19 protein-coding genes are annotated in these 25,677 nt (G+C 64.9%); 3 read left to right on the top strand and 16 right to left on the bottom strand.

The features are described from left to right. Positions 1 to 37: 37 nt before the first annotated feature. From NE850_RS05125 to bcsD, 7 genes are all read right to left on the bottom strand, one after another. Positions 38 to 4,801 (bottom strand): cellulose synthase subunit BcsC-related outer membrane protein, encoded by a 4,764-nt coding sequence (locus tag NE850_RS05125; protein WP_310698501.1) that lies wholly within the window; start codon positions 4,799 to 4,801, stop codon positions 38 to 40. After that, the gene (gene bcsZ / locus NE850_RS05120) at positions 4,792 to 5,973 is read right to left on the bottom strand and encodes a cellulose synthase complex periplasmic endoglucanase BcsZ (protein ID WP_007176746.1); all 1,182 of its coding nucleotides are present in this window, start codon (positions 5,971 to 5,973) and stop codon (positions 4,792 to 4,794) included. Before bcsZ ends, NE850_RS05125 begins: the two co-directional genes overlap by 10 nt. A gap of 10 nt (positions 5,974 to 5,983) precedes the next feature. After that, on the bottom strand, positions 5,984 to 8,527 hold the full coding sequence (gene bcsB, locus NE850_RS05115) for a cellulose biosynthesis cyclic di-GMP-binding regulatory protein BcsB (RefSeq protein WP_007176747.1): 2,544 nt from the start codon (positions 8,525 to 8,527) through the stop codon (positions 5,984 to 5,986). A gap of 3 nt (positions 8,528 to 8,530) precedes the next feature. Beyond that, complete coding sequence (bcsA, locus tag NE850_RS05110) at positions 8,531 to 10,735, bottom strand: UDP-forming cellulose synthase catalytic subunit (RefSeq protein ID WP_007176748.1); 2,205 nt, start codon at positions 10,733 to 10,735, stop codon at positions 8,531 to 8,533. Beyond that, the gene (bcsQ, locus tag NE850_RS05105; protein WP_007176749.1) at positions 10,732 to 11,520 is read right to left on the bottom strand and encodes a cellulose biosynthesis protein BcsQ; all 789 of its coding nucleotides are present in this window, start codon (positions 11,518 to 11,520) and stop codon (positions 10,732 to 10,734) included. The genes bcsA and bcsQ overlap by 4 nt, the downstream gene beginning before the upstream one ends. Then, positions 11,517 to 12,365, bottom strand: coding sequence for a cellulose biosynthesis protein BcsP (gene bcsP / locus NE850_RS05100; protein ID WP_007176750.1), 849 nt, complete (start codon positions 12,363 to 12,365; stop codon positions 11,517 to 11,519). Before bcsP ends, bcsQ begins: the two co-directional genes overlap by 4 nt. A gap of 166 nt (positions 12,366 to 12,531) precedes the next feature. After that, a complete protein-coding gene (gene bcsD, locus NE850_RS05095) occupies positions 12,532 to 12,987 on the bottom strand; it encodes a cellulose biosynthesis protein BcsD (RefSeq protein ID WP_007176751.1) in 456 nt (151 codons plus the stop codon). A 547-nt stretch (positions 12,988 to 13,534) separates the two neighbouring features. Between bcsD and NE850_RS05090 the strand changes: the two genes are divergently transcribed. Together NE850_RS05090 and NE850_RS05085 are read left to right on the top strand one after the other, a co-directional pair. Beyond that, positions 13,535 to 14,680: a GGDEF domain-containing protein gene (locus tag NE850_RS05090; RefSeq protein ID WP_007176752.1), complete on the top strand. Its 1,146-nt coding sequence runs from the start codon at positions 13,535 to 13,537 to the stop codon at positions 14,678 to 14,680. 120 nt (positions 14,681 to 14,800) lie between these two features. Further along, the gene (locus tag NE850_RS05085) at positions 14,801 to 17,134 is read left to right on the top strand and encodes a bifunctional diguanylate cyclase/phosphodiesterase (RefSeq protein ID WP_007176753.1); all 2,334 of its coding nucleotides are present in this window, start codon (positions 14,801 to 14,803) and stop codon (positions 17,132 to 17,134) included. A 49-nt stretch (positions 17,135 to 17,183) separates the two neighbouring features. On the opposite strand, the gene hpaI is transcribed toward NE850_RS05085, so the two are convergent. From hpaI to NE850_RS05050, 7 genes are all read right to left on the bottom strand, one after another. Then, positions 17,184 to 17,987 carry a 4-hydroxy-2-oxoheptanedioate aldolase gene (hpaI, locus tag NE850_RS05080; RefSeq protein ID WP_310698500.1) on the bottom strand — a complete coding sequence of 268 codons (804 nt, stop codon included), beginning with the start codon at positions 17,985 to 17,987 and terminating at the stop codon, positions 17,184 to 17,186. A gap of 10 nt (positions 17,988 to 17,997) precedes the next feature. Next, positions 17,998 to 18,801 carry a 2-oxo-hept-4-ene-1,7-dioate hydratase gene (gene hpaH / locus NE850_RS05075; protein ID WP_007176755.1) on the bottom strand — a complete coding sequence of 268 codons (804 nt, stop codon included), beginning with the start codon at positions 18,799 to 18,801 and terminating at the stop codon, positions 17,998 to 18,000. Positions 18,802 to 18,821: 20 nt separating this feature from the next. Beyond that, positions 18,822 to 19,235, bottom strand: coding sequence for a 5-carboxymethyl-2-hydroxymuconate Delta-isomerase (locus NE850_RS05070; protein WP_007176756.1), 414 nt, complete (start codon positions 19,233 to 19,235; stop codon positions 18,822 to 18,824). 21 nt (positions 19,236 to 19,256) lie between these two features. Beyond that, positions 19,257 to 20,120 (bottom strand): 3,4-dihydroxyphenylacetate 2,3-dioxygenase, encoded by an 864-nt coding sequence (gene hpaD, locus NE850_RS05065; protein WP_007176757.1) that lies wholly within the window; start codon positions 20,118 to 20,120, stop codon positions 19,257 to 19,259. Positions 20,121 to 20,206: 86 nt separating this feature from the next. Next, complete coding sequence (gene hpaE / locus NE850_RS05060) at positions 20,207 to 21,664, bottom strand: 5-carboxymethyl-2-hydroxymuconate semialdehyde dehydrogenase (protein WP_007176758.1); 1,458 nt, start codon at positions 21,662 to 21,664, stop codon at positions 20,207 to 20,209. A gap of 29 nt (positions 21,665 to 21,693) precedes the next feature. Beyond that, positions 21,694 to 22,452: a fumarylacetoacetate hydrolase family protein gene (locus NE850_RS05055; RefSeq protein ID WP_165188114.1), complete on the bottom strand. Its 759-nt coding sequence runs from the start codon at positions 22,450 to 22,452 to the stop codon at positions 21,694 to 21,696. Continuing rightward, complete coding sequence (locus NE850_RS05050; protein WP_007176760.1) at positions 22,449 to 23,222, bottom strand: fumarylacetoacetate hydrolase family protein; 774 nt, start codon at positions 23,220 to 23,222, stop codon at positions 22,449 to 22,451. The genes NE850_RS05055 and NE850_RS05050 overlap by 4 nt, the downstream gene beginning before the upstream one ends. Positions 23,223 to 23,402: 180 nt before the next feature. Between NE850_RS05050 and hpaR the strand changes: the two genes are divergently transcribed. Continuing rightward, on the top strand, positions 23,403 to 23,810 hold the full coding sequence (hpaR, locus tag NE850_RS05045; protein ID WP_007176761.1) for a homoprotocatechuate degradation operon regulator HpaR: 408 nt from the start codon (positions 23,403 to 23,405) through the stop codon (positions 23,808 to 23,810). Between the two features lie 27 nt (positions 23,811 to 23,837). Here hpaR and NE850_RS05040 read toward each other — a convergent pair whose 3' ends face one another. Both NE850_RS05040 and NE850_RS05035 read right to left on the bottom strand, forming a co-directional pair. Next, on the bottom strand, positions 23,838 to 24,977 hold the full coding sequence (locus NE850_RS05040) for an alanine racemase (protein WP_007176762.1): 1,140 nt from the start codon (positions 24,975 to 24,977) through the stop codon (positions 23,838 to 23,840). 21 nt (positions 24,978 to 24,998) lie between these two features. Further along, the gene (locus tag NE850_RS05035) at positions 24,999 to 25,670 is read right to left on the bottom strand and encodes an HAD family hydrolase (protein WP_007176763.1); all 672 of its coding nucleotides are present in this window, start codon (positions 25,668 to 25,670) and stop codon (positions 24,999 to 25,001) included. Positions 25,671 to 25,677: the final 7 nt, after the last annotated feature.

Raw genomic sequence — 25,677 nt, 5'->3', positions numbered from 1 at the left:
CTGAGCCGGGGCGCCGCCGGTGCCCCGCACCCGAACGTCAGTTCGACAACGACAGATAAGGCGAAGTGAGCAGCGCGGGCGGGAACGGCTGCAAGCCCGTCTGCTTGCTGAAGCTGTACCTCACATAAACCGCCGCGAGCCACTCGCGATATTCATAAGCATTGCCGAGCGAAGCAGTCGCTCCGAACGCCAGTTGCGGCGCCAGTTGATATTCGCCCACCGCGCTGAGCGAATACGACACGCCGGTTTTGCTCTGGCCCGGATACACCGCGCCGCCATCGACTCCGGTGCCGACGAAACCCGCATTCGCCGCCGCCGAACTCTGTCGGTTGGAACCGTCGTTGAGCGGGAAGTAGTTCGACGAATCCTGGCGGTAGTGCTGCACGCCGATCGAGCCTTTCACGTCGTACGTGAACGCGCCGTTGCGGCCGGTCCATTCGACCGGCAAGTTCAGGATCACGTATTGTTGCGGGCTGAAATAGCCGCCCTGGCCATACGTGAAGTACGACAGGTTCTTGTCGTAGCGCATCAGCGTGGTATTCACGCCGACAGTGAGGGTCTGGTCGGCGTCTTTCAGCAGGCGCGTATAGACCCCGCCGCCGCCCTTGACGGCGGTATTGCTCGGCACGTTGGTGCCGTCGAAATACTGGAACGCCGCGTTCACATACAGGCCGCTCGTGCCGTCGTCCCATGCGAGGCTGCCGAGACCGCCGTTCGAGGTGACGCCGCCCCATTCGAGACCGGAACCGGCATCGCGCGCGCCGGCGTAGGACAACAAACTGTCGGTGACCGCGCGCCGTGCAATGGCGAGCGAATACGACACCTTGTCGGTGATGCCGCCGTTGTACTGCGCGCCGCCCACGATGTTGGTCTCGCGGAAACCGATCGGCGTCACGCCGATATCGCCGCTGAGCTGGCGACCTTCATAGCCGACTGAGAGACCCACGCCGCTCGCCGTCTGGCTGCCATAGGTGTTGTTGCCCGCGATAGCCGCGGTTTCCGACGTGCTGTTCGACAGGCCGGAGCCGAAGCGCGCGAGCGTGGAGACGTTGCCGGCGGCGCTGCCGGCATCTAGCGTGACAGGTGTTGCCGTGACGACGACGTGGCCGTTGCCCGCCCTGATGCGCCCCTGGATCGGCGCTTCGATATCCGTGAGGTTGGACAGGCCGTCCTCGCCGCTGCGGTTACGGAATACGATGCCGCCGGAGATCGAGCTCGACTGCTCGCGATTGACCTGCGCCAGTTCTTCGGCGACGCCGAGCGTTTGCGCGCTTGCCACGTTCGAGGGCGCATACGTGTTGCCGTTGCCGCCGCCGTTCGCGCCCGGTTGCGCCGGATAGTACGGTTGCGCATAACCGGTGGGCGGCTGCGGAATGTACGGCTGCTGTTGTGCGTAATAGCCCGGATACGAGCCTTGATTCGCGTAGCCCTGCTGCTGCGGCGGATACGGTTGATAAGGTTGCTGCGGGTAGCCCTGCTGTTGCTGCTGCGCATACGCCGGCTGGCCGTAGTAAGCCTGCTGTTGCTGCGGATAGCCTTGCTGCTGCCCATACGGCGCCTGCGCATAGGCGGGCGCGTTGCGACTGTTCTTCGACGCGCTTTGCTTCTTGCCGGCCGGACGTTTCGTGCTCGCGCCAGGTGCGCCATAAGGCTGCTGTTGCATCGAGCCGGCGTTGGCTTGCGCTTCGCGCGCGGCCGGCGACATCGGCCAGGGCGTGGCGGCATAGCCATCCGGCGCACCGTATTGCGCCTGCTGCGGATAGGGTGCTTGCGCTTGCGGATAAGGCGCCTGCTGCGGATAAGCCGGGTTGTATTGCGGAGCCTGCTGCATCGGCGGCATCTGCGCCTGCGGTTGCATCGACGGCTGGCCCTGGCCGGGATAGGGCTGCAACGGCGCGCCCGACTGGCTCGATCCGTAGGCTTCCTGACCATAGCCGCCCGAGTCGGCGCCCTGACGCGGCGCGTTATACGGAAGGGCGGCGGGCGCGCGGTTCGGCGCGTAAGGCTGCGCGGGCGCCGTATAAGGCGCGACGTAAGGCGCGGGTTGCGTAGGCGGCGGATAGTTCGGCACGGTCTGTGTCGGCAAGGAAGACTGCGAATACGGAAGCGAGGCGCGCGCGGCATTGTAGCTGCCGCCCGCAAGCGCGGCGTTGTCGGCGTCGGTCGGCGTGACCGTGGCGGTCTTGCCCTCGAAAGGATTGGTGCCCGGCAGCGGTGTCGCGCCGATCCGGCGCATCGCCACTTCCCAGCCGCGCGGCACGTTGCTCGCCGGGTTGCGCGGGGCGTTGGCCATCAGCGGCGTGTTGGCGGCCACGAGCGAACGTTGCAGATAAGTCGACGCGAGCGACAGTTTACCCTCCGCGCGATACATGCGGCCGACCGTGGCGAGCACGCCGGGATCGCCGGGGGCCGCGTTCAAGGCCTGCGTGGCGAGCGACTCGGCGTAGCTGAACTGTTTCGCGCCGGCCGCGGCGGAAATCGTCGCCTGCAGCAGGTTTAGATCGTCGGGCTTGCGTTGCAGCGCGACGCGATAGCTGGTCACCGCGTTGCGATCGTCGCCGGCGGTCGAATAGAGCCGGCCAAGCGCCGCTTGCAGATCGGGATTGTCGGGCATGGCCGCGAGCCACGGCGCGATCACGTCGTAGGCGCCGGCGAGGTCGCCGCGCTGACGCACCGCGTCGCATTGCTTGATGACGATGCCGAGATTCAAATTGCCGAAGTCGGTGCGTTGCTGCGGCGTCAATTGCATCGACGCGAGCCGGCGCATCACCATGCCGAGTTCGGCTTCCTGCTGGGTGGCCGACAGAATGCCCGCGTATTGCAGCAGCAGATCGGTGTTGCCGGGCGCCGCGTTCATGGCGGCGCGCACGAGTCCTAGCGCGCGGTTCGGGTCGCCGGCCTGCTGGTAAGCGGCGGCGATCACGCCGATCAGTTCGGGACTGTTGCCCGCAACCGGCTCCGCCGCGTGCAGCGTGGCGAGCGCCTGTTGCGTCTGGCCGGTGCGCGCCATCCGCGTGGCGAGATCGGCTTGCTGATGCACCCACAAGCGGTGCTGCAAAGTGGTCATCGCGTCGGTGCGCTGCGCGACCGGAATGCGGTCCAGTTGCGCGAGACCCGTCGACCAGTCCTGCGTTTCCGCCGACAGCAACGCGCTCGCGTACAGCGCGTCGGTCATGTCGGGATGCGCGGCGAGCAGGCCGTCCATCATGCTGCGCGCGTTGGCGACCGCGCCCTGGCGCACGTAGATGCGCGCGAGGTCGAGACGCAGCCACGGGTCGTCGGGCGTGTTCAGCAGCGCGTCTTCGAAGAGGCTGCGCGCACTGCCGAGATCGCCGCGCGCTTCGGCCGCGCGCGCCTGCGCCGCCTGTGCTTCGCCACGCAGACGGTTGATGCCGCCGGCCTTCGACTGTTGTTCGGCATTCAGCTGATTGGCGAACTGCAGCGCCTCGTCGCCGCGGCCTTGCGCGGCGAGCGCGCCGACCAGGCCGCGCACCGCGTCGGGATTGTCGGCCTGACGGCGCAGCGCCATGCGGTACGCCTGCTCGGCGCCGACCGGGTCGCCGTTGGCGAGCAGCATTTCGCCGAGCAGGACCTGGGCGGTGACGTCGGACGGATTCAGCGCGATCGCGCGCTCGAACAGCGACTTCGCCTTCGCGAACTCGCCGTTGCTGCGCGCGCCGATCGCGTCGCTCGTATAGGTCCAGTAGGTCGCGCTGTCGAGCGCGGTTTTCCAGCGCGCCGGATTGCCGTTGCGCGACGCGCGCTCCAGATCGTTGCGGGCTTCGGCGAAACGCTCCTGCTTCAATGCGGCGATGCCCATGCCGCCGAGCGCGTCGGCGTCGTTCGGGCTGGTGGCCAGCACGGAGGAAAACTTCGCGCGCGCCGTTGCCACGTCGTTGCGATCGAGCGCGGCGAAGCCGTCGGCGATGGTGCGGCCGCGCGCGTCGACCGCGGCGTTTTCCTGCGCGCGAGTGCGGGCCGTGCTGTCCTGCTGCACCATCGAATCGAAGCGCGCCTTGACCGCGGCGTCGTCCGTCGCGGTTTGCAGATAGGCCTGATAGAGCGCGGCGTCGGAGGGTCGCGCGTCCAGCCACAAGAGCGCCTGACGCCAGCTCTTTTTCGCCGACGCGCCCACCGTGCTGTCACCCGCGAGTTTTTGCAGCCGCGCAATGCCGTCGCGGCGCGTCACGTCGCGATAGGTCAGATGCTGCGCGTAGGCGAGGGCGTAACGCGGGTCGTCGGGGTTGTCGCGCGCGAGCTGTTCGAGGCCGCGGCGCGCCTGGTCCCAGCCCTGCGGCGTGGCGGAGAGCGCCTGGTAGTATTCGAGCTGCAATTCGGGCGTGGCCGGTTTGCCGTTCAACGCACGCTGATATTCCTGCACGGCGCTCGCGCTCTGGCCGCTTTGCGCGAGCCGCCGCGCGTCGTTCACGCTCTGGTCGCGCAGGCTCGATTCGCCGAGGCGCCGGCCGAGTTCATCCAGATTCGGATAGTTCGGCGCGACCGCCTTCAGGCGAGCCAGATATTGCTGCGCGCCTGCGCCGTCTTTCCGGTCGGCGAGCACCATGCCCATGCCGAAGAGCGCATCCGGTTGTTTGAGATCGATCCGCAGCACTTTCTGCCACGCCTGCTCGGCGAGGTCGCCGCGCTGATGCGATTGCCAGTACTTGCCCTGATCGATCAGCACGTTCAGCGGATCTTTCGACGCCTGCGCCAACGCATCGGGCGAAGCCGTCGCCACGCAACAGACGGCCGTGAGACTCAGCGCGAGGCGCAATGACAACGCGAGGGCGCTCAATCGCATGCGTTTCTCCAGCTCGGCACGAGACGTCCGGCTTCGTCGAAACGATAGCGGCCGTCGATAAAACCCGTGCCGAACAAGCCCAGCACACGATCGTAGTAAACCGGTTCGCGGCCCGGCACGGCGGCGTCGAGCGCGGCCAGATGCGTGCGCGCGAGGCCGAGGCCGTGCTCGTCGCCGAGCGCCTTGAAGTACGGCGCGAGCGCGCCCCAGTAGCTGAGCGGTCCTTCGCCGCTGGCCGCGCCGGTGGTCGCAGAAACCTTCTCGGGCGGAATGCCGGTTTGCGCGACGCGCGCGCGCATGCCGCCGAGCGCCGCGAGCCACGGTTTGGCGAGCGGATCGGCGGGCGAGGCGAGACCGGCCCACAGATAGACGCGGATCGCGTCGTAGCTGCCGGTGTCGCCGTTTTTCGGATCGACCACGAACTGGCCGTTTTGCCAGGCTGCCCAGTCCGGCGCGAAGCCTTGCGGCGCGGTGGTCCTGATCAGCCTGTAGGCGCTGTCGGCGAGCTTGCCCCACGGACCGTTCGGCATCTCGTGTGCGAGCGCGCGCAATACCGGCAGCGGCAGATAGCTCGGATTAAGGCGCGTCACGCCGCCGTTTTTGAAGCCTTGCGGTCCGGGCAGCAGCATCGGCCCGACGCCCGGCAACGTGGTCATTTCCTGCCGCGCGATCTGCGCGGCCAGCGCTTCGCCCAGTTGCGTATAACCCGCTTCGTGCCACAGGCGGCCCGCTTGCAGCAGATCGTAGGCGATCCACAGGTCGGAGTCGGACGCGGAATTCGGATCGAGCACGCCGTATGAGCCGTCTGCTTTTCTGCCCCATTGCCACGACGGCAGCCGCATATTCTGCGCGTCGAACTGATTGCCCGCGAGATTGGTGCGGGTCCAGCCGAGCAGCCGGTCGAAGGTCGCGCGGTCGTTCGCGACCAGCGCGAAGAAGAGCGCGTACGACTGGCCTTCGGAGGTGGTTTGCTGCGTCGGCGTGGAGTAGTCGATCACGCGGCCGTCGGCCTGCACGAAGCGTTCGACGAACGCGCGGTAGCCGCTCCAGTCGCCGCAGGCGCCGGGCGCAGCGGTAGTCTGCGCCACTTTGACCATATTGCCGAAACTCGCCGTCGCCGCCAGCCCGAGCGTCAGCGCCACGCCGATTGTCTTGTTGATTCGAACCCGCATATCAGTCCTGTCAGTCCTTCAGGCGGCGCGCGGCGATCGAGCGCAGCGTCCGGTAGAACAGCCCCGCGATGATCAGCGCGGCGAGCACGCCGCCCAGCATCAACAGCAGCGGATGCGACGACAGCGCCCAGCGCAGATACTCCTGCGGCGACAGGTGGCCGACGTAATACGCATCGCCGTTCGAGGTGATGGTCACGGTGCGGCCGTGGATCACGGCCATCGCGCCTTGAATCCGCGGCAGCACGTCCGCGTCGAGGAGCGCGGCGGACAGGTCGGCGTCCGACTGGCCCGCCGCGCTCACCAGCGCGACGGCGCTGCGGTTCTTGTGCAGCGGCGACTCGAAACCGGTCAGCAGCGCGTCGCCGTTCGAACTCACCAGCGTGAGATCGGCGCGTGCGGGCGTGCGCTCGACGCCGCGTTCGCCATGCCACCAGTCTTCGAGCTTGAAGACGATGTCGGAGAGCTGGAAGGTGCGCGAATCGCCGTCGCTGGAGAACGGCATCGACTTGGCCCAGCGCTGCAGCAGCGGTTGCTTGCCCGGCGCGCCGAAAATCAGCAGGTCCTTGTCGGCGAACTTGTCGGCGTCGTCGGCGGTGCCGAGCGTCACGCCCGTCACCGGATAGCCGGTGGAGGTGCCCATGCGGCCCATCGTCAGCAGATACAGGCTGTAGTCGCTCGAATCGGCGTCGTTCGGCAGGATCACGGCGGTCTCGGAGAGGTCCGCCATGCGTGTGAACGGGAAGCCGCTATTGGCGAACGCGGCCAGATCGGGCAACGCCATATAGTGCGGGAACGACGAGAGGTCGATAGTCGAGTTCGGATCGATCGCGCCGACCACGTTGTCGAGCAGACGTCCATGACATTCGCCGGTGTTCGGAATGTCGTAGTAGAAGTGCAGGCGCACCTGGGTGCGCGGCGTCAGCAGCAGCGGCGGAATATGGATGGTGCGGCGCGCTTCGGCCGTCCTGTCCGGCAACACCTGGCCGAAATAATGGCTCAGCTCGAACACCGAGGCGGACTCGGCCGGAATCGGCAGCGCCTGCACGAAGCCGTTGTTCACGCTCACGTTGAGCGAAGAACGGTCGCGCAGCGGACGCACCGTGTAGCGGTAGCGCAGATCGATCGGCGCGCCCTTGGTGTGCCACATGAACAGATCGGGCGGCACGCGCAGATTCACGTGCACAGCGTCGGCGTCGTAACCGGACATGGTCAGATCGCGCGGATCGGCGAGCTCGCCGAAACGTACCGGGCGGTTGGTGGGCAGCCAGTTCGGTGCGTCGTAAGGCTCGCGCGGCGCGAGTTCGTTCAGCTGCGTGATCGTCGCGCTCTGGCCCGTCAGGGTGTTCTGGCCGATGCCGAGCGACTTCGCGGCGGTTTTCAGTTCCGCCTCGGTGCGCCCGAGCACGAGCAGCAGCTTGCCGCGCGCCGGCGCGTCGCGATCGACCACCGCGATGGTCGGCCCGGAGATCGCCGGAATGTTGACGCCGGCCGGGCGTTGATCCGAAGTGGCGAACACGACGGCATTGCCCGACAGCGGCGCATTGTCCAGTTGCGCCGGAAACACCGCGCCGCGATAACCGGCGAGCGCGCCGAACCACGACGCCACGATGCCGCCCGCTTCGAGCGTGCCGTTGCCCGGCTTTTGCGGGAACACGAACGGCAACTCGAGACGGCGCACGTCGCGGCGGTCGAAGAACGGCTGCGGCAACGCCGCCAGATCCGGCTTGCTGGCGAGCGACGCATAAGTCAGATCGAGCGAACTGGCATTGCTGACGGTGGCCCACAGCGTGGAGTTCGCCGGGTCTTCGCAACTCGTCGTGTAATGGCCGATCAACTGCACGTTCAGATGGTTGAACTCGGTGATGAAGCGCGGATCGATCGAGACGTCGCGCGCTACCAGCATGCCGGCCTGTTCGTGCGGCACGGGTAGGGTGGCGGCGACTTCGCCGTTCACCAGCACCTTGAGCTGCGAGATATTCGAAAGCAGCGCGGGCGAGTAGCTGTACACCAGATGCAGGACCGCGCCCGTCACCACTTCGTCGCCGCGCACGGAGAAGGCCACGCCGTTCTGGCCGTCGGTGCCGCGCAATTGCAGCGGGTCGAGCGCGCCGAGGTCGGCGAAGGTCAGCGTCTGACGGCGGCCGCCCGGCACCAGCGTGCCCGGCTCGGCGGTGGTCGGCGTCCTGATGCCCAACGCTTTCACCGACGACGCGGCGAGCGCCGGCGTCGGCGTTGCCAGTTGCGGCTGCGCGATCGCGTTCGGGTCGTAGGGCACGGCCGGGCTCGGCGCGGGCACGCTGCCCACGCCCGTCGCCACCTGGGCGGGTGCCGCGCTCTGGGCGGCGCCCGCCGCACCGGCGCCGCTGACCGCTGCCACGACTTCGGCCGCCGAGGCCAGCGGCGCAGCCAACGCCGTCTGCAACGCGAGCCAGCATGCGAGGCCGCGCATCAACCGTTGCGAGTTGCGGTGTCCATTGCGGCGCCCTTGCAATCCGGTCCCACTGCGCTCGTGATTCGAGCGTTCGATGTTGTCCTTCCCCATCCGGTTGCGCATAGATCAGTCTTTCGTTTTTAGCTTCTTGACGTCCATCGGACGGCTTTTCATCGAACTGCGAAGGTCGGCATAGAGATGCTCGAACAGACCCGCAATGCCGCGTGCGCCGACCGTCAACACATGCGACAGGCCGCGCAGCGGCGTGTCCTGCTGCCGTCCTTCCGCCCAGCCGGTCCAGGCGTCGGCGCGTGCAAAGGTGGTCTTGACGAACTCGTACTCCTGCTCGCGCGTCATGGTGGAGAAGCGCAGACCCACGCGGCCTGGTGCGGTGAAGCCGACCGTTGCGGGGAACGCGTATTCCTCGTCGCCGCGAAACAGCGAGACGGTCACGCGTTCGTGCATCGGCACCTGGATCGAGGCGGGCAGCGCCACGCCGACGCCGCCTTCCGAGTAGTCGATGGTTTCGCAGGCGAGCGTGCGGCCGGTCGAGAATTTGAGCATCACGGGCATCTGCATCGCCACGCGGTGCACCGCGCGAATCTGCCGGCGCTCGCTCGCGGCGGCCACGCTCGCGCCGAGAATCAGCATGTTGTAGGTGGTCCAGCCGAGATTGAGGATGGTGGTCTGCACCACGCTGCGAATGTGCCAGTTGAAATAGATATGCACGACGCCCACGCAGAAGCCGATCAGGTTCAGCAACAGCAGGAACAGATACGGCCGCGAGATGGCCCAGTCGAAGTAGTTCTTCTCGATCTGGCCGCCCTTGGCCGTCACGTTGAACTTGCCGAGCTTCGGGTTGATCAGCGCGAGCAGGGTCGGCGCGGTGATGTACGAAGCCAGCACGGATTCGTACACTTCGGCCCAGAACGAATGGCGGAACGAGCGCTGCATGCGCGAGTTGGTGATGCTCGCGTGCATCATGTGCGGCAGCGCGTAGATCGCGATGGTGCCGGCGGCCGCTTCGATCACGTGCGCGCCGAAGAACAGATACGACAGCGGCGCGGTCAGGAACACCAGACGCGGAATGCCGTAGAAGAAGTGCATCATCGCGTTCAGATAGCACAGCCGCTGGCCGATTTTCAGACCCTTGCCGGTGAGCGGATTGTCGATCCGGAAAATCTGCGTCATGCCGCGCGCCCAGCGAATCCGCTGGCCGATGTGGCCGGAGAGACTTTCCGTGGCGAGTCCCGCGGCTTGCGGAATCGCCAGATACGCGGTGGTGTAGCCGAGGCGGTGCAGCTTGAGGGCAGTGTGCGCGTCTTCGGTCACGGTTTCGACCGCAATGCCGCCGATCTCCTCGACCATGGTCCGCCGCAGCAACGCGCACGAGCCGCAGAAGAACGTGGCGTTCCACAGGTCGTTGCCGTCCTGCACGAGACCGTAGAACAGTTCGCCTTCGTTCGGCACCTTGCGGAACGTGCCGAGATTGCGCTCGAACGGATCGGCGGAGAAGAAGTGGTGCGGCGTTTGCAGCATCGACAGCAGCTTGTCGCGCAGGAACCAGCCGAGGCCGATCTGCAGGAACGAGCGGGTCGGAATGTGATCGCAATCGAAAATCGCGAGGTATTCGCCACTGGTGATCTTCAGCGCTTCGTTGATGTTGCCGGCTTTCGCGTGGCGGTTGTGCGTGCGGATCGTCCAGTTGACGCCGACCTCTTCGCAGAACGCCTTGAACTCGGGGCGGCGGCCGTCGTCGAGCACATGGATCGAGATCTTCTCGGCCGGATAGTCGAGCGCGAGCGCGGCGTAGATGGTCGGCTTCACCACCGAGAGCGGCTCGTTGTAGGTCGGAATGAACACGTCGACGGTCGGCCATTCGTCGCGCGAGGCGGGCAGCGGCATCGGCGTGCGCTTGAGCGGCCAGGCGGTCTGAAAGTAGCCGAGCATCAGCACGACGGTCGAATAGAGTTCAGCGGACACCAGCAGCAAACCCCAGCAGGCGTCGAGCGGATGCTCCCAATAAGTCGTCGCGGTCAGCCGCCAGTACATGTAGCGGCCCGAGGTGAGCACGGACAGCATGATCATCACCATCGTCGCGTACCGGCCTTGCAGGCGGCGGAACATGAGCGCGGTGACGAAGCAGCAGGTCGCGAACGTCAACTGTTCATAGAACGCGAGCGGCACCGTGAACACGAAGTACAGCATCACCAGTGCGAACAGCGTGACGAGTCCGGTGACGATGCGGCTGTTCCAGAAGCGCGCGTCGACGAAGCGTTCGAGCCGCGACGGCTCGGCGGGCTCGAGCCCCGGCGTTGAACTCGTGCTCATGCCACGTTCCTCGGCGAGACGGCGATGGCATCGACCGCCGTCATCAGCCACGTGCCGCATGCGCGGAAATCGGCGGCGGCCTGGCTGAGCGGATCGTAGTGAATCAGCGTCGTGTCGCAGGCGAGCGCTTCGCTCACGCCTTCGTCCAGATGGATCACACCCGGAAACAGCTTGGCGCCGAGCATCTGGCGCAGCACTTTGAGGACGTCTTTGGTCAACTGGCGCGACTGGTCGATCTGGTTGACCACGTAGCCTTCGCCGCCGAACTCGGCGCGCGGCGCCGCGTGGGCCTCGATCAGCCGCTCCATTTGCGGAATCGCGGCGTACGAGGCGGCGTCGGCGAGCACCACGTTCAGCGCGAAGGTGGCCGCGCACAAGGCCGTGCGCACATAGGCGGACGAACCTGGCGGCGTGTCGATGATCACGATGTCGGACGTTTCGAGATGCAGGTTCTGCAACGACTGCGCGAGCCAGCGCGGCTCCTGGTCGATATACGCTTCGAAGCGGCGGCAGTCGTCTTCGAGCAATGCGCCATAGGGCAGCACGGTCACGCCGTCCACGCCGTCGAACATCACGCTCTGCCACGGGTCGCCCGTCAGCGTGGCGCGCGACAAACCGTCGATGCTGTCGAGCGGCACGCCGAAGTGCAGGCGCAGCGCGTTCTGCGGGTCCAGGTCGAGCGCAATCACACGCCGGCCGCTCGCGGCCAGCACGGAAGCGAGATTGGCGGCGAGGGTGGTCTTGCCGACCCCGCCTTTGGCGGACACCACCGCGATGACTTTCATGAGCGACGAGGGCCGTTGATCAGCCACGAGTTGGAGGTGCGGGGCGTGGCGGCGGGTGCAATACCGGCTGGTGCGGCGGCCGTTTGGGCGGGTGTGCCGCGCAGACGGTCGAAGATGGTTTGCAACGGCGCCGGTTCGCCGCCGGCTGCAGCGGGTTGCGGCGGGGCGGTTTCGGGCTGCGGCGCGAACAGCTTGCCGAGAATCGAAGCGGGTTGCGATGGCGGCGCGGCGGCTGTGCCCGGCACCGACGGCATTGAAGTCATTAAGGGCGCCGATGGCGCTGTCGTATAAGCGCGTGCGGGTGCTGGGGCTTGTGCCCAATTGGGAGCGGCGGCCGGAATCGTTGGGGTGGCCGGCGTACGCAAGGCAATAGCGGGAGGCACGGAAGCAGCCGGTGCGGCTTGCACGGTCGCGGGCGCCACGGCATCCACTTCCGCAGCCACGCTTGCAGCTTGCAGCGCCGCTTGGTCTTTCGATTCGAGCGCGCGAAAGCGCGAAGCGCCCGTCGGCACCGTAGCCGGCGCGGCCACAGGCACCGGCGGAATGTCCCGCCGATGCGAACGGGTGAATAACGGCGCCTTCGCGCGCGTCACGGAGGCTGCGTCTTTCGCCGTGGTGTCCCGGCGATCGACGGCCACCGGCGACCCCGCCGCCGGCGCCTGAGGTCTGGCCTCGCGACGCTGCCCGATCGCGGGAATCGCGGGCTGGGTCAGATCGAGCATGACTAATAGTGGCCAACGGGTGCGCGCCGAACGCGCCTCGTTTTCGCGGCCGATTTCCTGATACGCGTTGGCGTCGCCGCCAAAGTGATCGAAAAGTTTTTCGATATCGCTCGATGAACTCATTGTGCCGCCGTCTTGTTCATGACTAGCCTTGCCCCGATCTCAACTTGTGTTCGCGGCGCCAAAACACGGGTACGGTTTGTCCCGCTACTTCACGCGCACCGGTCTGGCGCGTTCTCCACTTCGTGTTGCTGCCTGTGCTGCTGCTTCCATACGCTGTGCGTCCCGATCAGGCAGGATGACGCCCCAGACGAAACTCGATGGCAGTGTCCTCGCTATACCCGCTCGTTTGCGCCACCGACAAACCTTGCGCGCCCAATGCGCTCAGCCAGGTCTGATACACGCCTTCGAGAAACGCCGGCGTCCATGCGAGCGCCGTGCCGCCGAATGCCTGCAACGGCGCGCAATAGTGAACGATGCGCAGCGACTCGGGTTCGTCGGCCAGTTCGACGTAGCCCCAATCCATGTCATGCCAATACAGGTTCAAGGTGCGCGCGAGTTCGGCCGTCGAGTCGCAGGCGGGCAGCGGATGCGCCGCCGCAAAGCGGCTGCCTACGCGGTGCATCAATTGGCGCAGTTCGTCGCGACCGATCTGTGCTTCGAATTCGCTTGCCAAAGCGGTGAGCATGCCGCGCCATTGCGGCGAGATTTGACGTTCGAGCAGGTAATCGAGAATTGGGACCATGTTTTCCAGGAGATGGCCATTGCGTCGAGCCATTTGACAGCCGGCCGCTCACGGCCGAATGCAAAGAAAAGTGTGTTCGGGAGTTCGGGCATTGTGTTCGGCCCAGCGTACTTTTGTCAGGCTGTCCAGTCTGTTCACCACACTTCGAAGCAGTCTACTTAAGACATTAAGATTTAACCACTCTCGATTCGCCTGCGTATACGCGGAGTCGAGGGTGGCGGATGCAGATCGATTACGTAACTTTTGCCGCTTGAATCGGTTGTTCGCCCCGCTATCGTGGATGCGCCGCTAACAATGCGGCCGTCATGGTTGCATTAACGGCCGGTTTGGTCGTTGATTTAACTCTTTTCTTTTCGTGATAAACGCAACGTTGCGCGACCACGTGGCCGCTTCGCATTTTCCCGGGCGGGCATTCTTTTCGAATCTTTCGATTGCCTTGCGCACCCCAACTTTCGCTCGCGCCCGTTAAGCTTGCGCACTTGCATCGGGTCGCGCGCGAAACGCGTGCGTGGCACATTGGTATGATGCTGTTCGATAATTCGCCGCAATGTTCAATCCACTCAGCATTCTTCTGGTCACCGTTCTGTCGAGCGTCATGGCAATCGCCGTGCTCGGCTCGTTGTGGCGCGCGGCGATTCCCGGCGTCGGCTACTGGGTGTCGGCCAACGCCGTGGCGATCGTCGCATTGCTCGCTTTCTCGCTGCAAGGCCATGCGTCGCAGTGGTTGACCTTCGTGGCGTCCAATGTGCTGATGGCCGCTTCGCTGCTGCTGGTGGTCGAAGGCTGTTTGCGTTTTCTGGGGCGCCGCGCGCGGCCCTGGCCGGCCTACGTGGGCCTTGTCGCGGTGCTGGTCGGCATTTCGTACTGGACCTTTGCCGCGCCCGACTTCAATGCGCGGGTCGCGCTGGTGTCGGCGTTTCACGCGAGCCTTTATGTCGTGCTCGCCGTGCTCATGCTGCGCGGGCGTCCTTCGAACCGGCCACGCTACAGTTATTACTTCCTCGCGGTGGCGGCGCTGCTGCTGTTCGCCGGGAACACGTCGCGCGGGCTTATGTACGGTTTCGGCTGGCTGATGCAGACCGGGCTGCTGCAGGTCTCGCCCTCCAACGTGATATTTCTCGCGCTCGGCATTCTTGCGCCGCTGTGTCTGTCAATCGGCGTGGTGATGCTGGCCCACGACCGCCTCGCCGAACGGCTCGAACGGCTTGCCAATATCGACGACCTGACGGGCGCGCTGTCGCGCCGCGCGTTCCTGGCGGCCGGCGACGTGTTGCTGAACGCATCGCGGCAAACCCGTTCGCCGCTAACGATGGCGATCATCGACATCGACTCGTTCAAGGCGGTCAACGACAACTACGGTCACGCCGCGGGCGACCAGGTACTGAGCCACTTCGCCACGTTCGTCGCACGCAACCTGCGGACCGGAGACGTGTTCGGCCGGCTGGGCGGCGAGGAATTCGGCGTGCTGTGCCCGGCCACCACCACCGCCGAGGCGGTGAGCCTGCTCGACCGCCTGCGGATCCGCCTCGCGTCGACCGCGCCGAACGGCTTGCCGCGCGGGCTGCGCTACACCTTCAGTGTCGGCGTGGACCAGCTTCGGCGCGACGAATCGCTGGCCCAGTTGATGGCGCGTGCCGACGGCGCGCTCTATGTGGCCAAGGCGTCGGGCCGCAATCGGGTGATGGCGGCTTGAGGCAAAACGGCCTGTAAAGAAAGATTCTCTGTCCGATTTGTACGGAAGGCATAAATATTTGTCGGATATTGGCCGATAAACATTGGCAGAGTAACCGGAACCAGCCTGGTATCTATCGATATGCTTTCCAACTCAACGCAGCACCCGTCGGATTCCGGTTTGCGCGATCGCTTTCACGTGCGTTCGCTCGAACACCAGCGTCCGCTTTCCACGGTAACGATGGCGTTTACCGTGGTCGCGTTCCTGTGCTTCATCGGGGCGCGCAACCTGGTGGATGGCCCGGCTGCGCCGCTCGAGTACCGGCTCGGATGTGCACTGGTGCTCGCGCTGCTCGTGCTGGCGATTCCGCGCGCAAGGTCGACGTGGGTGTTCGGGCTGATCGGCGTTGCTTACTCGCAGGTACTGGTGGCGGGCCTCGCGCTGAACATTGCCGGTGTCGCGCAACCGCTGCTGTGGGTGCTGCCCGCGATGGTCGTGATACCGGTTTGCGCCGCGCCGCTGTGGCTCACGCCCATGCATTTCGTCGCCGGCAGCGCGCTGTTTTATGCCACGGCGTACGCGTTGCTGTTCGGCGAGCCGTTGACGCACGATGTGGAGATCGTCGTGTGGATGTGGGTCGTGGCGATCGGCGTGCCGACTTCCGCCGTGTTTCATTTCGGCTTCTACCGGTTTCGCCGCAACCACTTTCTGCTCGAAAGCCAGCTTGCGCAACTCGCGGCTACCGACCCGCTGACCGGCCTGCAAAACCGCCGTTCGTTCGTCAAGCATGCTGAGCGCCGCCTCGACACTCTCGCGCCGGAGACGCGGATCAGCGCGATCTTTCTCGACATCGACAACTTCAAATCCCTGAACGACCGCTTCGGCCATGCGGTCGGCGACCACGCGCTCTACGAGGTGGCCCACGCGTTGATGGAAGAGGCCTCCGCGGACGACAGCGTGAGCCGGATCGGCGGCGAGGAATTCGCGCTGCTGCTGTGCGACGGGCTCACCGGCGCGCTTCATCTGGCCGAACGGTTGCGCCTCGCGATCGCCGCGATCGAACGGCCGGACGGCCAGTTGACCGCGAGCTTCGGCGTGGCCGAGCACCGCAGCGGCGAAAGCATCATGATGCTGCTCGATCGCGCCGACGAAGCCTTGCTGCGCGCCAAGCACTCCGGCAGAAACCGCGTGTGCGCCGAGCGTCCGCTGCCGCGCGATGCGTTGCAACTGCTTGTCGACGACGGAGCCGGCGAGGGTGGGGCGGCGGTGCGGCGGCATCGCTGGGAGGATTACTACCTGACCTCGCATTTCCAGCCGCTCTACAGCCTGTCGCATCAGAAGCAGGTGGGATTCGAGGCCTTGCTGCGCGGCGAGCAGGGCGACGGCGCGCTGGTGCCGCCCGCGGTTCTGTTCGCGCCGAAGCCTTCCAGCGACGAAGGCGCGCTCGACCGCGCGAGTCACGCCGTGCATCTGGCCAATGCGCGCGGGTCGCTGCCGGACCACGCGTGGCTCTTCCTCAACATTCTGCCGGCCACGTTCATCGCCGAAGGTTATGCGGATCAACTGGCAAAGCTCGTGCGGGCCGTGGGGCTCGAGCCGGAACGGGTGATTCTGGAGATTCTCGAATCGCACGGCGGCAGTGTGGACGACATGTCGCGGGCGGCGGCGTTGTACCGCGAGCACGGCTTTCTGATCGCCGTCGACGATTTCGGCGCCGGTCAGTCGAATCTCGACCGGCTGTTGCGGATTCGCCCGGACCTCGTCAAGCTCGACGGCGAACTGATTCGCGCGACGAGTCACGGCACCGAGCAACCTATTCTTCCGAAGCTCGTTTCGCTGCTGCATCAGGCGGGCATGCTGGTGGTCGTCGAAGGCGTGGAGACCACCGAGGAACTGATTCTCGCCGTGGAATCCAATGTGGATTTCGCGCAGGGTTATCTGCTGGGCCGGCCGGCTGCGGAGATTGCGCCGCCCGAGTCGGTGCATCAGCGCATCGACGATGCTTTCGATGTCATCGCGCATGGCCGCGCGCATCAGCATGCGTTGTTCGAATCCGAAGTGGAGCCTTACCGCGCAGCCTTGCGGCTTGCCGCCGACGCATTGCTGGCCGGCGTCGCCAAGGAAGAGGCGTTTGCGTCTCTCGCAAGGTTCGATCGCTGCATCAGCTGTTTCATTCTCGACGACTCAGGCAGGCAGATCGGCCACGAGGTGCCGGGGCCGGCCTGGAGCAGTGAAGGCGCCTCGCTGCAGCCTGTGGCGAATCCGCGCGATGCGCGCTGGGATCATCGTCCGTATTTCCGCAATGCGGTGTTGTTGCCGGGCGTGGCGGTGGCGAGTAATCCTTACCTTTCGCTGGCGAGCGGCAGGCCGTGTATCGCGGTGACGCTGGCGGCGCAATTTGCCGCCGAGCGTTGCGTGATCGGGGTGGAGCTGGATTGGTCGGCGTTGGGACTGCCGTGGCCTGCGGGGGAGTAGGGTTTTTTCTCACGCCGCAGGCTCGCGTGTTTCTGTCCGGCAGATTCGTTCAATACCCGCCTTTTGGCGAGGTCGCCATTGCTGGCGTCTGTTTATACGACGCCGCCAGATCTGCCGCCGCACGGCTCAGCAAACCCGTGTCCGTACCGACCGCGACAAAGGTGGCGCCCGCTTCGAGATAGTCGGCGGCAATCGCCGGATCGGGCGCGAGCACGCCTGCGGCTTTGCCCGCGCTTCGCGCGATCCGGATGCCGTTGCGAATCGCTTCGCGCACGCTGGTATCGCCGGGTTTGCCCAGCAGGCCCATCGAGGCGCTCAGATCCGCCGGACCGAAGAACACGCCGTCGACGCCATCCACTGCCGCAATTTCCGGCAAGTTCTCCATGCCCTGCACGGATTCCACCTGCACCAGCACGCACAACTCATCTGCCGCCGTGCCCAGATAATCCGGTATCCGGTTCCAGCGCGATGCGCGTGCCAACGCACTGCCCACGCCGCGAATGCCCTGGGGCGGATAGCGTGTGGCCGCGACCGCATCGGCCGCCTGTTCGGCCGTGTCGATCATCGGCAGCAAGAGGGTTTGGGCGCCGATGTCGAGCAACTGCTTGATCAACGCTGCGTCGCTGCGCACCGGCCGTACCACCGGATGCGATGCATATGCGGCCACCGCCTGCAATTGGGCCAGCGTGCTGCGCACGTCGTTCGGCGCATGCTCGTTGTCGATCAGCAGCCAGTCGAAACCGGCGGTGGCCAGCAACTCGGTCACATACGCGTCGGCGAGCGCGGCCCATAGGCCGAATTGCGGTTTGCCTTCGGCCAGCGCGCGCTTGAAATGGTTTTGCGGTAGAGACATGTTGGTCGACTCAAATGAAGTTCAGGCCGATTCCGCCCAGCGGACCATAGTCGACATGAAAGGTGTCGCCTGCCCGCGCGGGAATAGGGCTGGTGAACGAACCGCTCAGGATCACGTCGTTCGCGTTGAGCATTTCGTCGTACGGAGCGATCTTGTTGGCGAGCCAGGCCACGCCTGTGGCCGGATGATTCAATACCGCCGCCGCGAGTCCGCTTTCTTCCACCGCGCCGTTCCTGTAAAGCAGCGCGCCGACCCAGCGCAGATCGACATCCAGCGGACGCACGGGACGGCCGCCCAGCACGATGCCCGCATTCGCCGCAAAGTCCGAGATCGTGTCGTAGACCTTGCGCGGCGCTCGGGTTTCGCGGTCGAACTGTTCGATGCGCGCGTCGATGATTTCCACGGCCGGCGTTACGTAGGCGGTCGCGTCCAGCACGTCGAACAGCGTTACGCCAGGGCCTTTCAGCGGCCTGCTCAGCACGAACGCCAGTTCCACTTCCACGCGCGGCGCAATGAAGCGGTCCGCGCGTATGTCCTGGCCGTTTTCGATGAACATGCTGTCGAGCAGCGGCGCGTAGTCGGGTTCGTCGATCTGCGACGAGCGCTGCATGGCGCGCGACGTGAGGCCGATTTTGCGGCCCTTGATCACGTGGCCTTCGGCGAGTTTCAGTTTCACCCACTCGCGCTGGATCGCGTAACCGTCCTGTACGGTCATCTGCGGATAGGCGGCGGAGAAGTGGCGCAATTGAGTACGCGTTTTCTCGGCATGGTCGAGTTGTGCCGCAAGGTCGCGGATAGTCTGTTCGTCTAGCATGGTGGATTCTCGATGAGCCGCTATTCGGCCTTCAGGCGCGCGTGCAGGTTGTTGTGTTTCCACGTACCGGCTTCGCTGAATTCATTGATCTCCAGCGACAACGCCAGGCCGTGCTGTTCGAATTCAGCGGCGAAGTGCTGTTTGATCAGCGCGAACAACGCTTCGCCGGTGGCCTTTTTCACGGCTTCCGGGCGGCCTGCGCCGATCTTCAGGTTCGCGTGCAGAAATGCAGCGTCGGTGCGTCCGTCGGCGATGCAGTACTGCTCGCAGCGCAACGCGCGCACGCGGATGCCACCGAGCGGATAGACGCGCTGTTCGCCTTCGTTGCCACTTTCGCGCTGCGCGTCGAGGCAATGCGCGAGCGCGTTGCACAGTTGTCCGATGCTTTCCGCGCCGGCGAGATTGGCGCTGTATTCGAGTGTCAGATGCGGCACAGTGAACTCCTTCGTTGCAACTCAAACGGGCAGGGGCGTAACCGGAAAGATCGCGTTGATCTGGCCAGTGCCCGAACTGCCGAAGTACGGCGTGACGACCTCCACCTTGCCCTCGTAACGATCCCAGCCGAGCGCGCCGAGCAGCATGGCGGTGTCGTGCATGCCGCCTTCGCCCCAGCATTTCTCGTTGTAAAGCGGCAGCATTTCACAGAAGGTCTTCCAGTCGCCGGCTTCCCACAACTCGACCACCTTGCGGTCCATCTGTTCGAGAAACGGATTCCACACCTTGTGCATGAACTGTTCGGCCGTGCCGTTGTTGGCGAAGTGATGACTCAGCGACCCGCTCGCCAGAATCGCGACGGTGCCCTCGTAACGTTCCTCGATCGCCTTGCGCACCGCGAGGCCGAAGCGCACGCTCGTGTCGAGGTCATGCCACACGCACCAGCCCGCTACCGAGACGGCCTTGAAATGCTGATCCGCGTTCATGTAGCGCATCGGCACCAGCGTGCCGTATTCGAGTTCGAGCGTGGTCTCGCTGTGCGCGCGGCTCTTTACGCCCATTTCGTTGGCGACTTCCGCGATCAGATTACCGAGTCCGACATTGCCCGGATACGCGTACGGCATGTTCTTGATGAAATGCGGCAACTCGTTGCTCGTATAGATACCTTCGAACTTCGGCGCGCAATTGATATGGTATTCGCTGTTCACCAGCCAATGCACGTCGAACACGACGATCGTATCCACGCCCAGTTCGCGGCAACGCCGGCCGATTTCATGATGACCGTCGATCGCGGGTTGACGGCAGCCCTTATGCGGACCGTCGAGCTCGGACAGATATAACGACGGGACGTGAGTCACTTTTGCTGCCAACGCGAGTTTGCCCATCGCGGTCTCCCATGCAGGATAATTGCTATTTGGTATGGCCTGTTCCGCGCGATGCATCACGCCCACGCGCACAAAACATCCGCGCCTCAAACGCCCCAGCGCGGAATGTGATGCGAGCCGAGCGACACACAAACGTTCTTCGGTTCGAGGAACACTTCGTAGCTCCACGTACCACCTTCGCGACCCACGCCGGATGACTTGGTGCCGCCGAACGGCTGGCGCAGATCGCGCACGTTCTGGCTGTTGACAAAGCACATGCCCGCTTCGACGGCGGCGGCAACGCGCAGCGCGCGGCCCGTGTTCTCGGTCCAGATGTAGCTCGACAGGCCGTAGGAGATGTCGTTGGCGAGCTTGATCGCGTCGGCTTCGTCGTCGAACGGAATCAGGCAGGCGACCGGGCCGAAGATTTCTTCCTGCGCGATACGCATGCGGTTGTCGACATCGACGAACACGGTGGGCTGGACGAAGTTGCCTTTGCGCAGCGCGTCGGGCAACGCGGGCAGATCGAGGCCGCCGCACGCGAGCGCCGCGCCTTCTTTCGGGCCCAGTTCGATATAGCTGCGCACTTTCGCCAGATGGCCCTGGCTGATCATGGGGCCGACAATGGTGTTGTCGGACAGCGGATCGCCCACGCTCAAACGCTTCGCACGCTCGACGAAACGCTCGGCAAAGCGCGCGTAAATGCCCCGTTGCACGAGAATGCGCGAACCCGCCGTGCAGCGTTCACCATTGTTCGAGAAGATCATGAACACGGCGGCGTCGAGTGCGCGTTCGAAGTCGGCGTCGTCGAAAATCACGAACGGCGACTTGCCGCCGAGTTCCATCGAAAACTTCTTCAGCCCCGCGGTTTGCACGATACGGTTGCCGGTCGCCGTCGAACCGGTGAACGACACGGCATGCACGTCCGGATGCGCGACCAGCGGTTCGCCGGTTTCTTTGCCGAAGCCGTGCACCACGTTCAGCACGCCGGCGGGAATGCCGGCTTCGAGCGCGAGATTGCCGAGCATCGCGGCGGTGAGCGGCGACAGTTCGCTCATCTTCAACACGGCCGTATTGCCGAATGCGAGACAGGGCGCCACCTTCCAGGTCGCCGTCATGAACGGCACGTTCCACGGCGAGATCAGCGCGCAGACGCCGACCGGATGAAACAGCGTGTAGTTCAGATGCGTATCGGTCGGATACGTATGGCCGTCGACACGCGTGCACATTTCGGCGAAGTAGCTGAAGTTGTCGGCGGCGCGCGGCACGAGTTGCTTGCGCGTCTGCGAGATCGTCTGACCGGTGTCCTTCGTTTCGGTCTCCGAGATTTCCGGCACATTCTTCGCAATCAATTCGCCGAGCTTGCGGACCAGCTTCGCGCGTTCCACGGCTGGCCTGGCGGCCCATGCGGGAAACGCGTCTTTGGCGGCGCGCACGGCGGCGTCCACTTCTTCCGCACCGCCGCGGGCTACTTCAGCGAGTACCTCTTGCGTGGCCGGATTGACGGTTTCGAAGTAGTCTTTCGCGGCGCCTGATTTGCCGTTGATCAGATGGTCGATTCGCATTGGCTTGTTGTCCCATGTAAAGCAGTCGATCAGGCGCGGCCGAAGTCCGCGTCTGACGCAATCGTATTGACGAGACGGCCAAGGCCGTCGATTTCGCAGACCACTTCGTCGCCCGCATTGACATTGACGATGCCCTCCGGCGTGCCGGTCAGGATCACGTCGCCGGGCGCGAGGGTCATGAAACTGCTCAGGTATTCGATCAACGCCGGAATATCGGTGACGAGGTCGCGCGTATTGCCGTGTTGCTGACGCGTGCCGTTCACGAACGTGCGCAACTCCAGTTGCGTGACGTCTCCGATATCCGCTGCGTCGACGAACCAGGGGCCGAGCACTGTGCCGCCATCGCGATTCTTCACGCGCAGGTTGGGGCGGTAATAGTTTTCGAGGTAGTCGCGAATCGCGTAGTCGTTGGCGATCATATAGCCGGCCACATGCTGCATGGCGTTTTCGCGGGTGACGTTACGCGCGGTTTGCCCGATCACGACCGCGAGTTCGCACTCGTAGTGCATGAAGGTGACGTCGACGGGGCGGCGCGTCACGCCGCGATGACCCAGCACCGTGCGCGGTCCCTTGAGAAACACGAGCGGCTCTTCCTGTTTGCCGAACTGCAATTCCTTCGCATGCTCGGCGTAGTTCAAGCCGAGCGCGAAGATCGTGCCGACTTCGATCGGGGCAAGCCAGACCACTTCATGCTCGCCGCGCACGCGGCCATCGGCGAGACGCACGCCATTGGTGTCGGGATAGGCTTCGTGAATCGCGCCCGCATACGCAACACGGCCGCGCATCATGGCTGTTCTCCCTCTTGTTCTTCGGCACCGACGAACGACACCGTAAGCGGCGGCATTGCGCCGATCGACAACGTGGCCGAGTCGCCGATATGCGCGACGGGCGAACCATGCGGCACGCCGAGCGTGATGACGTCGCCCGCGCCGAGCGTCATGAAGTCGGTTACGTCCGTGAGCAGTTGCGCCACATTCCGTACCGACGACGCGGTGCTCGCGCTGAAAGTCGCGCCCCCGTTAAGCGAAACCTCGATCTGCAGATCATCCGGCGCGGGAATATGACGCGCTGCAACCACGGCCGGCCCAACGACGCAGAAACCGTCGCGCGCCCGGAATCGTACCGACGGCCGGTACACGCTCGCATGCGGCACGCTGAGATCGGCAACCAGCGTATAGCCGGCAATGTAGTGCAACGCCTGCTCCACGCCGACACGTGTTGCGGTGCGGCCAATCACGATGCCGAGCGACGCGCCGATTTCTACGCCCAACGCATTGTCCGGCACCACGACACGCGCGCGATGTCCGGCGAGCGTATTGCGCGGCTTCAGATAGAGCACCGGCGCTTTCGGCGGCGCTTTATAGGGTGCGGCGTGCATCGCATCGCCCAACGCCGCGAGCGCGGCTCGGTCGTTCAGCAAGGTGCCGTAGACCGCGCCGCTAACCGGTGCGCGGCATGCCATGCCGCGTGCGAGCAGCGCGGCCGCGCTGCTCGCATCCACGTCGCGGGGCAGCGCCTCGCCTTCGGGATGCAGCAGATGATCGGCAAGTGCAAACATAAATGACCTGTCTCTTGTCAAAAACACTAACATGTTAGTAGTATTGCGCTTGATATCATCCAGGGTCAATAGTCTGTCGGCTGATCGCGGGTTTTCCCTTAAGCTTCCACGGCTGGTTTCAATTCAACTTCCACTATGTCCGCTTCCGCTTCGACCCGAGTTTTGCACCGCAACCTGCCAATGTTGTTGCTGCGCGCCAGAGAAAAAATGATGGAGCGTTTTCGTCCATTGATTACCGCGCATGGATTGACCGAGCAGCAGTGGCGCGTGATTCGCGCGCTAAATGAACACGGCCCGATGGAGCCGCGCCATATCTCCGATATCTGCACGATTTCGAGCCCGAGCATGGCCGGCGTGCTCGCGCGCATGGAGAGCATGGAACTGGTGACCAAGGAGCGATTCGCCGAAGATCAGCGGCGCGTGCTGGTGTCGCTCACGGGCACGAGCCTGGAATTGGTGCGCGTGATTTCCAAAGACCTCGAGGCGCATTACCGCGAGTTGGAGCGCAAGGTGGGGCCGGAGATCGTCGAGCGCGTATATCGCGCCGTGGACGATCTGCTGGCCGGTCTGGAGGAAGAAGAGGAGTGAAGTAAGGCCTGGCGTTTGCGCGCGGGTTTACCAACCGTGAAAACGTCTCCATTCCACGCTGTCGCCGTCCGGCGTCACCGCGTGGTATTCGGGAAACTGCGCGCCGGTGGCGCACGCATGATTCGGCAGGACGCGCAGTTTCATGCCGATCGGGAAGCGTTGCGTGATGTCTTCGCCGGTGTGTGCGTGTTCTGCCGTCGCAGAGAGAATGCCGTGTTCCTGATTGGCGGCGCTTATTACATAGCCGGGCAGCGGCGTGCCGTTCAGCAGACATGGCTGGCCGTAGCCGAAATCGTGCGACTGCTTCGAGGTGCCGCGATCACGGCTCATTGCCATCCAGCCCGCGTCGAGAATGGCCCAGCCCTTGTCCGCCTGATGGCCGATCACCGTGGCGAGCACGCTGAGCGCGATATCGTCGAGCGCGCATACGCCGACGTTATGCATGACGAGATCGAACAGCACGTACACTCCCGCGCGCACTTCCGTGACGCCTTCCAGTTGCGTAGCCGCAAGAGCGGTCGGCGTCGAGCCGACGCTGACCGCCGGGCACGCAATGCCGGCCTCGCGCAGCCGCTGTGCCGCGCGGACGCAGCCCGCGCGTTCCTGTTCCGCCAGCGCGGCGAGCGCCTCGGGCGTATCCAGTTCGTAGCTGGAGCCGGCATGGGTCATCACGCCGCCCACCTTCACGCCGTTCTCGTGCAGAATCCGGCCGACTTCGAGCAAGGTGTCCTGTTCCGGTGTGATGCCTGAGCGGTGTCCGTCCGTGTCCACTTCGATCCATACCTCGAAGGTTTGGCCGTGCTGGTCGCTGAATGCGGCAATGGCGGCTGCGGCGTTCGGGTTATCCACCACGAGCTTCAGATCGCAGCCCTGGCGGCGCAGCGCGAGCGCTCTCGGCAGCTTCGACGGAGCCATGCTGACGGCGTAAAGAATGTCTTCGGCGCCCGCGGCAAAGAATGCCTCCGCCTCCTTCAACGTCGAAACAGTAATGCCGCGCGCGCCTGCGGCGATCTGCGCGCGGACCACGTCGATGCATTTGGTGGTTTTCACGTGTGGACGAAACGCGACGCCGAGCGCGTTCATATGCCCCTGCATTCGCGCGATGTTCTTCTGCATGCGGGCGATATCGATTAACGCGGCGGGGGTTTCGATCTGGTCGAGTTTCATGCTTTCACCGGGAAAATGGAGTCATGCGCGGTCGCGCCGGTTCACGCCGAAGCGGGCGAGCCATGCAACGAGCGAGTCGAGCGTCGGCGCTTCGATCTCGGGCGGCTGTGCGCCGGTTACGAGCGGCAGGCCGACGCGGTTGTGCCAGTAGGTCCGCAAGCCGACGGCGGCAGTGCCGAACATATCGTGGCTGGAGCCCGCCACGAACGCGGCTTCATGGGCCGCTATGCCGAGTTTTTGCAGGGCGAGACGGTAGGGTAGCGGATCCGGTTTGTACATGCCGGCTTCTTCGGCGGTGACGATTGCGTTCCAGCGAACCGGGAGGAGATTCGCCGCCTGTGTGCCGAGGCGCGCCGAGCAGTTGGTGACGACGGCCAGCTTGCAATGCGGCGCGAGCGTTTGCAATGCATCGACGGCACCACTCCACGGCGCGAGGTTCAGCCAGTCCGCTTCGAGCGCAAGCGCCGCGGATTCGGGCAGCCCGACTTGTGCGGCGGCTTCGCGCACCAGTTGTTCATACGCGAGGTACTTGCCGCAGCCGTAGGTCAGCCGCAGATAAGCGGCGCGCCATGCGCGGCCCGCCTGTTCGGAACCGGCGGCGCGATTCCATGAGCTCCATGAGTCGAGCAGGGCGGTCAGCAGGTCGAACAGGACCGCTTTGGGATAGGCGGCGGGCACGGAAGCGAGGGTCATGATCAGG

The sequence above is a fragment of the Paraburkholderia sp. USG1 genome (genome assembly GCF_031570135.1).
Classification (GTDB): Bacteria; Pseudomonadota; Gammaproteobacteria; order Burkholderiales; family Burkholderiaceae; genus Paraburkholderia; species Paraburkholderia dioscoreae.
Note: the sequence above shows the minus strand (reverse complement) of the source record. Positions and strands in the feature narration are given on the sequence as shown.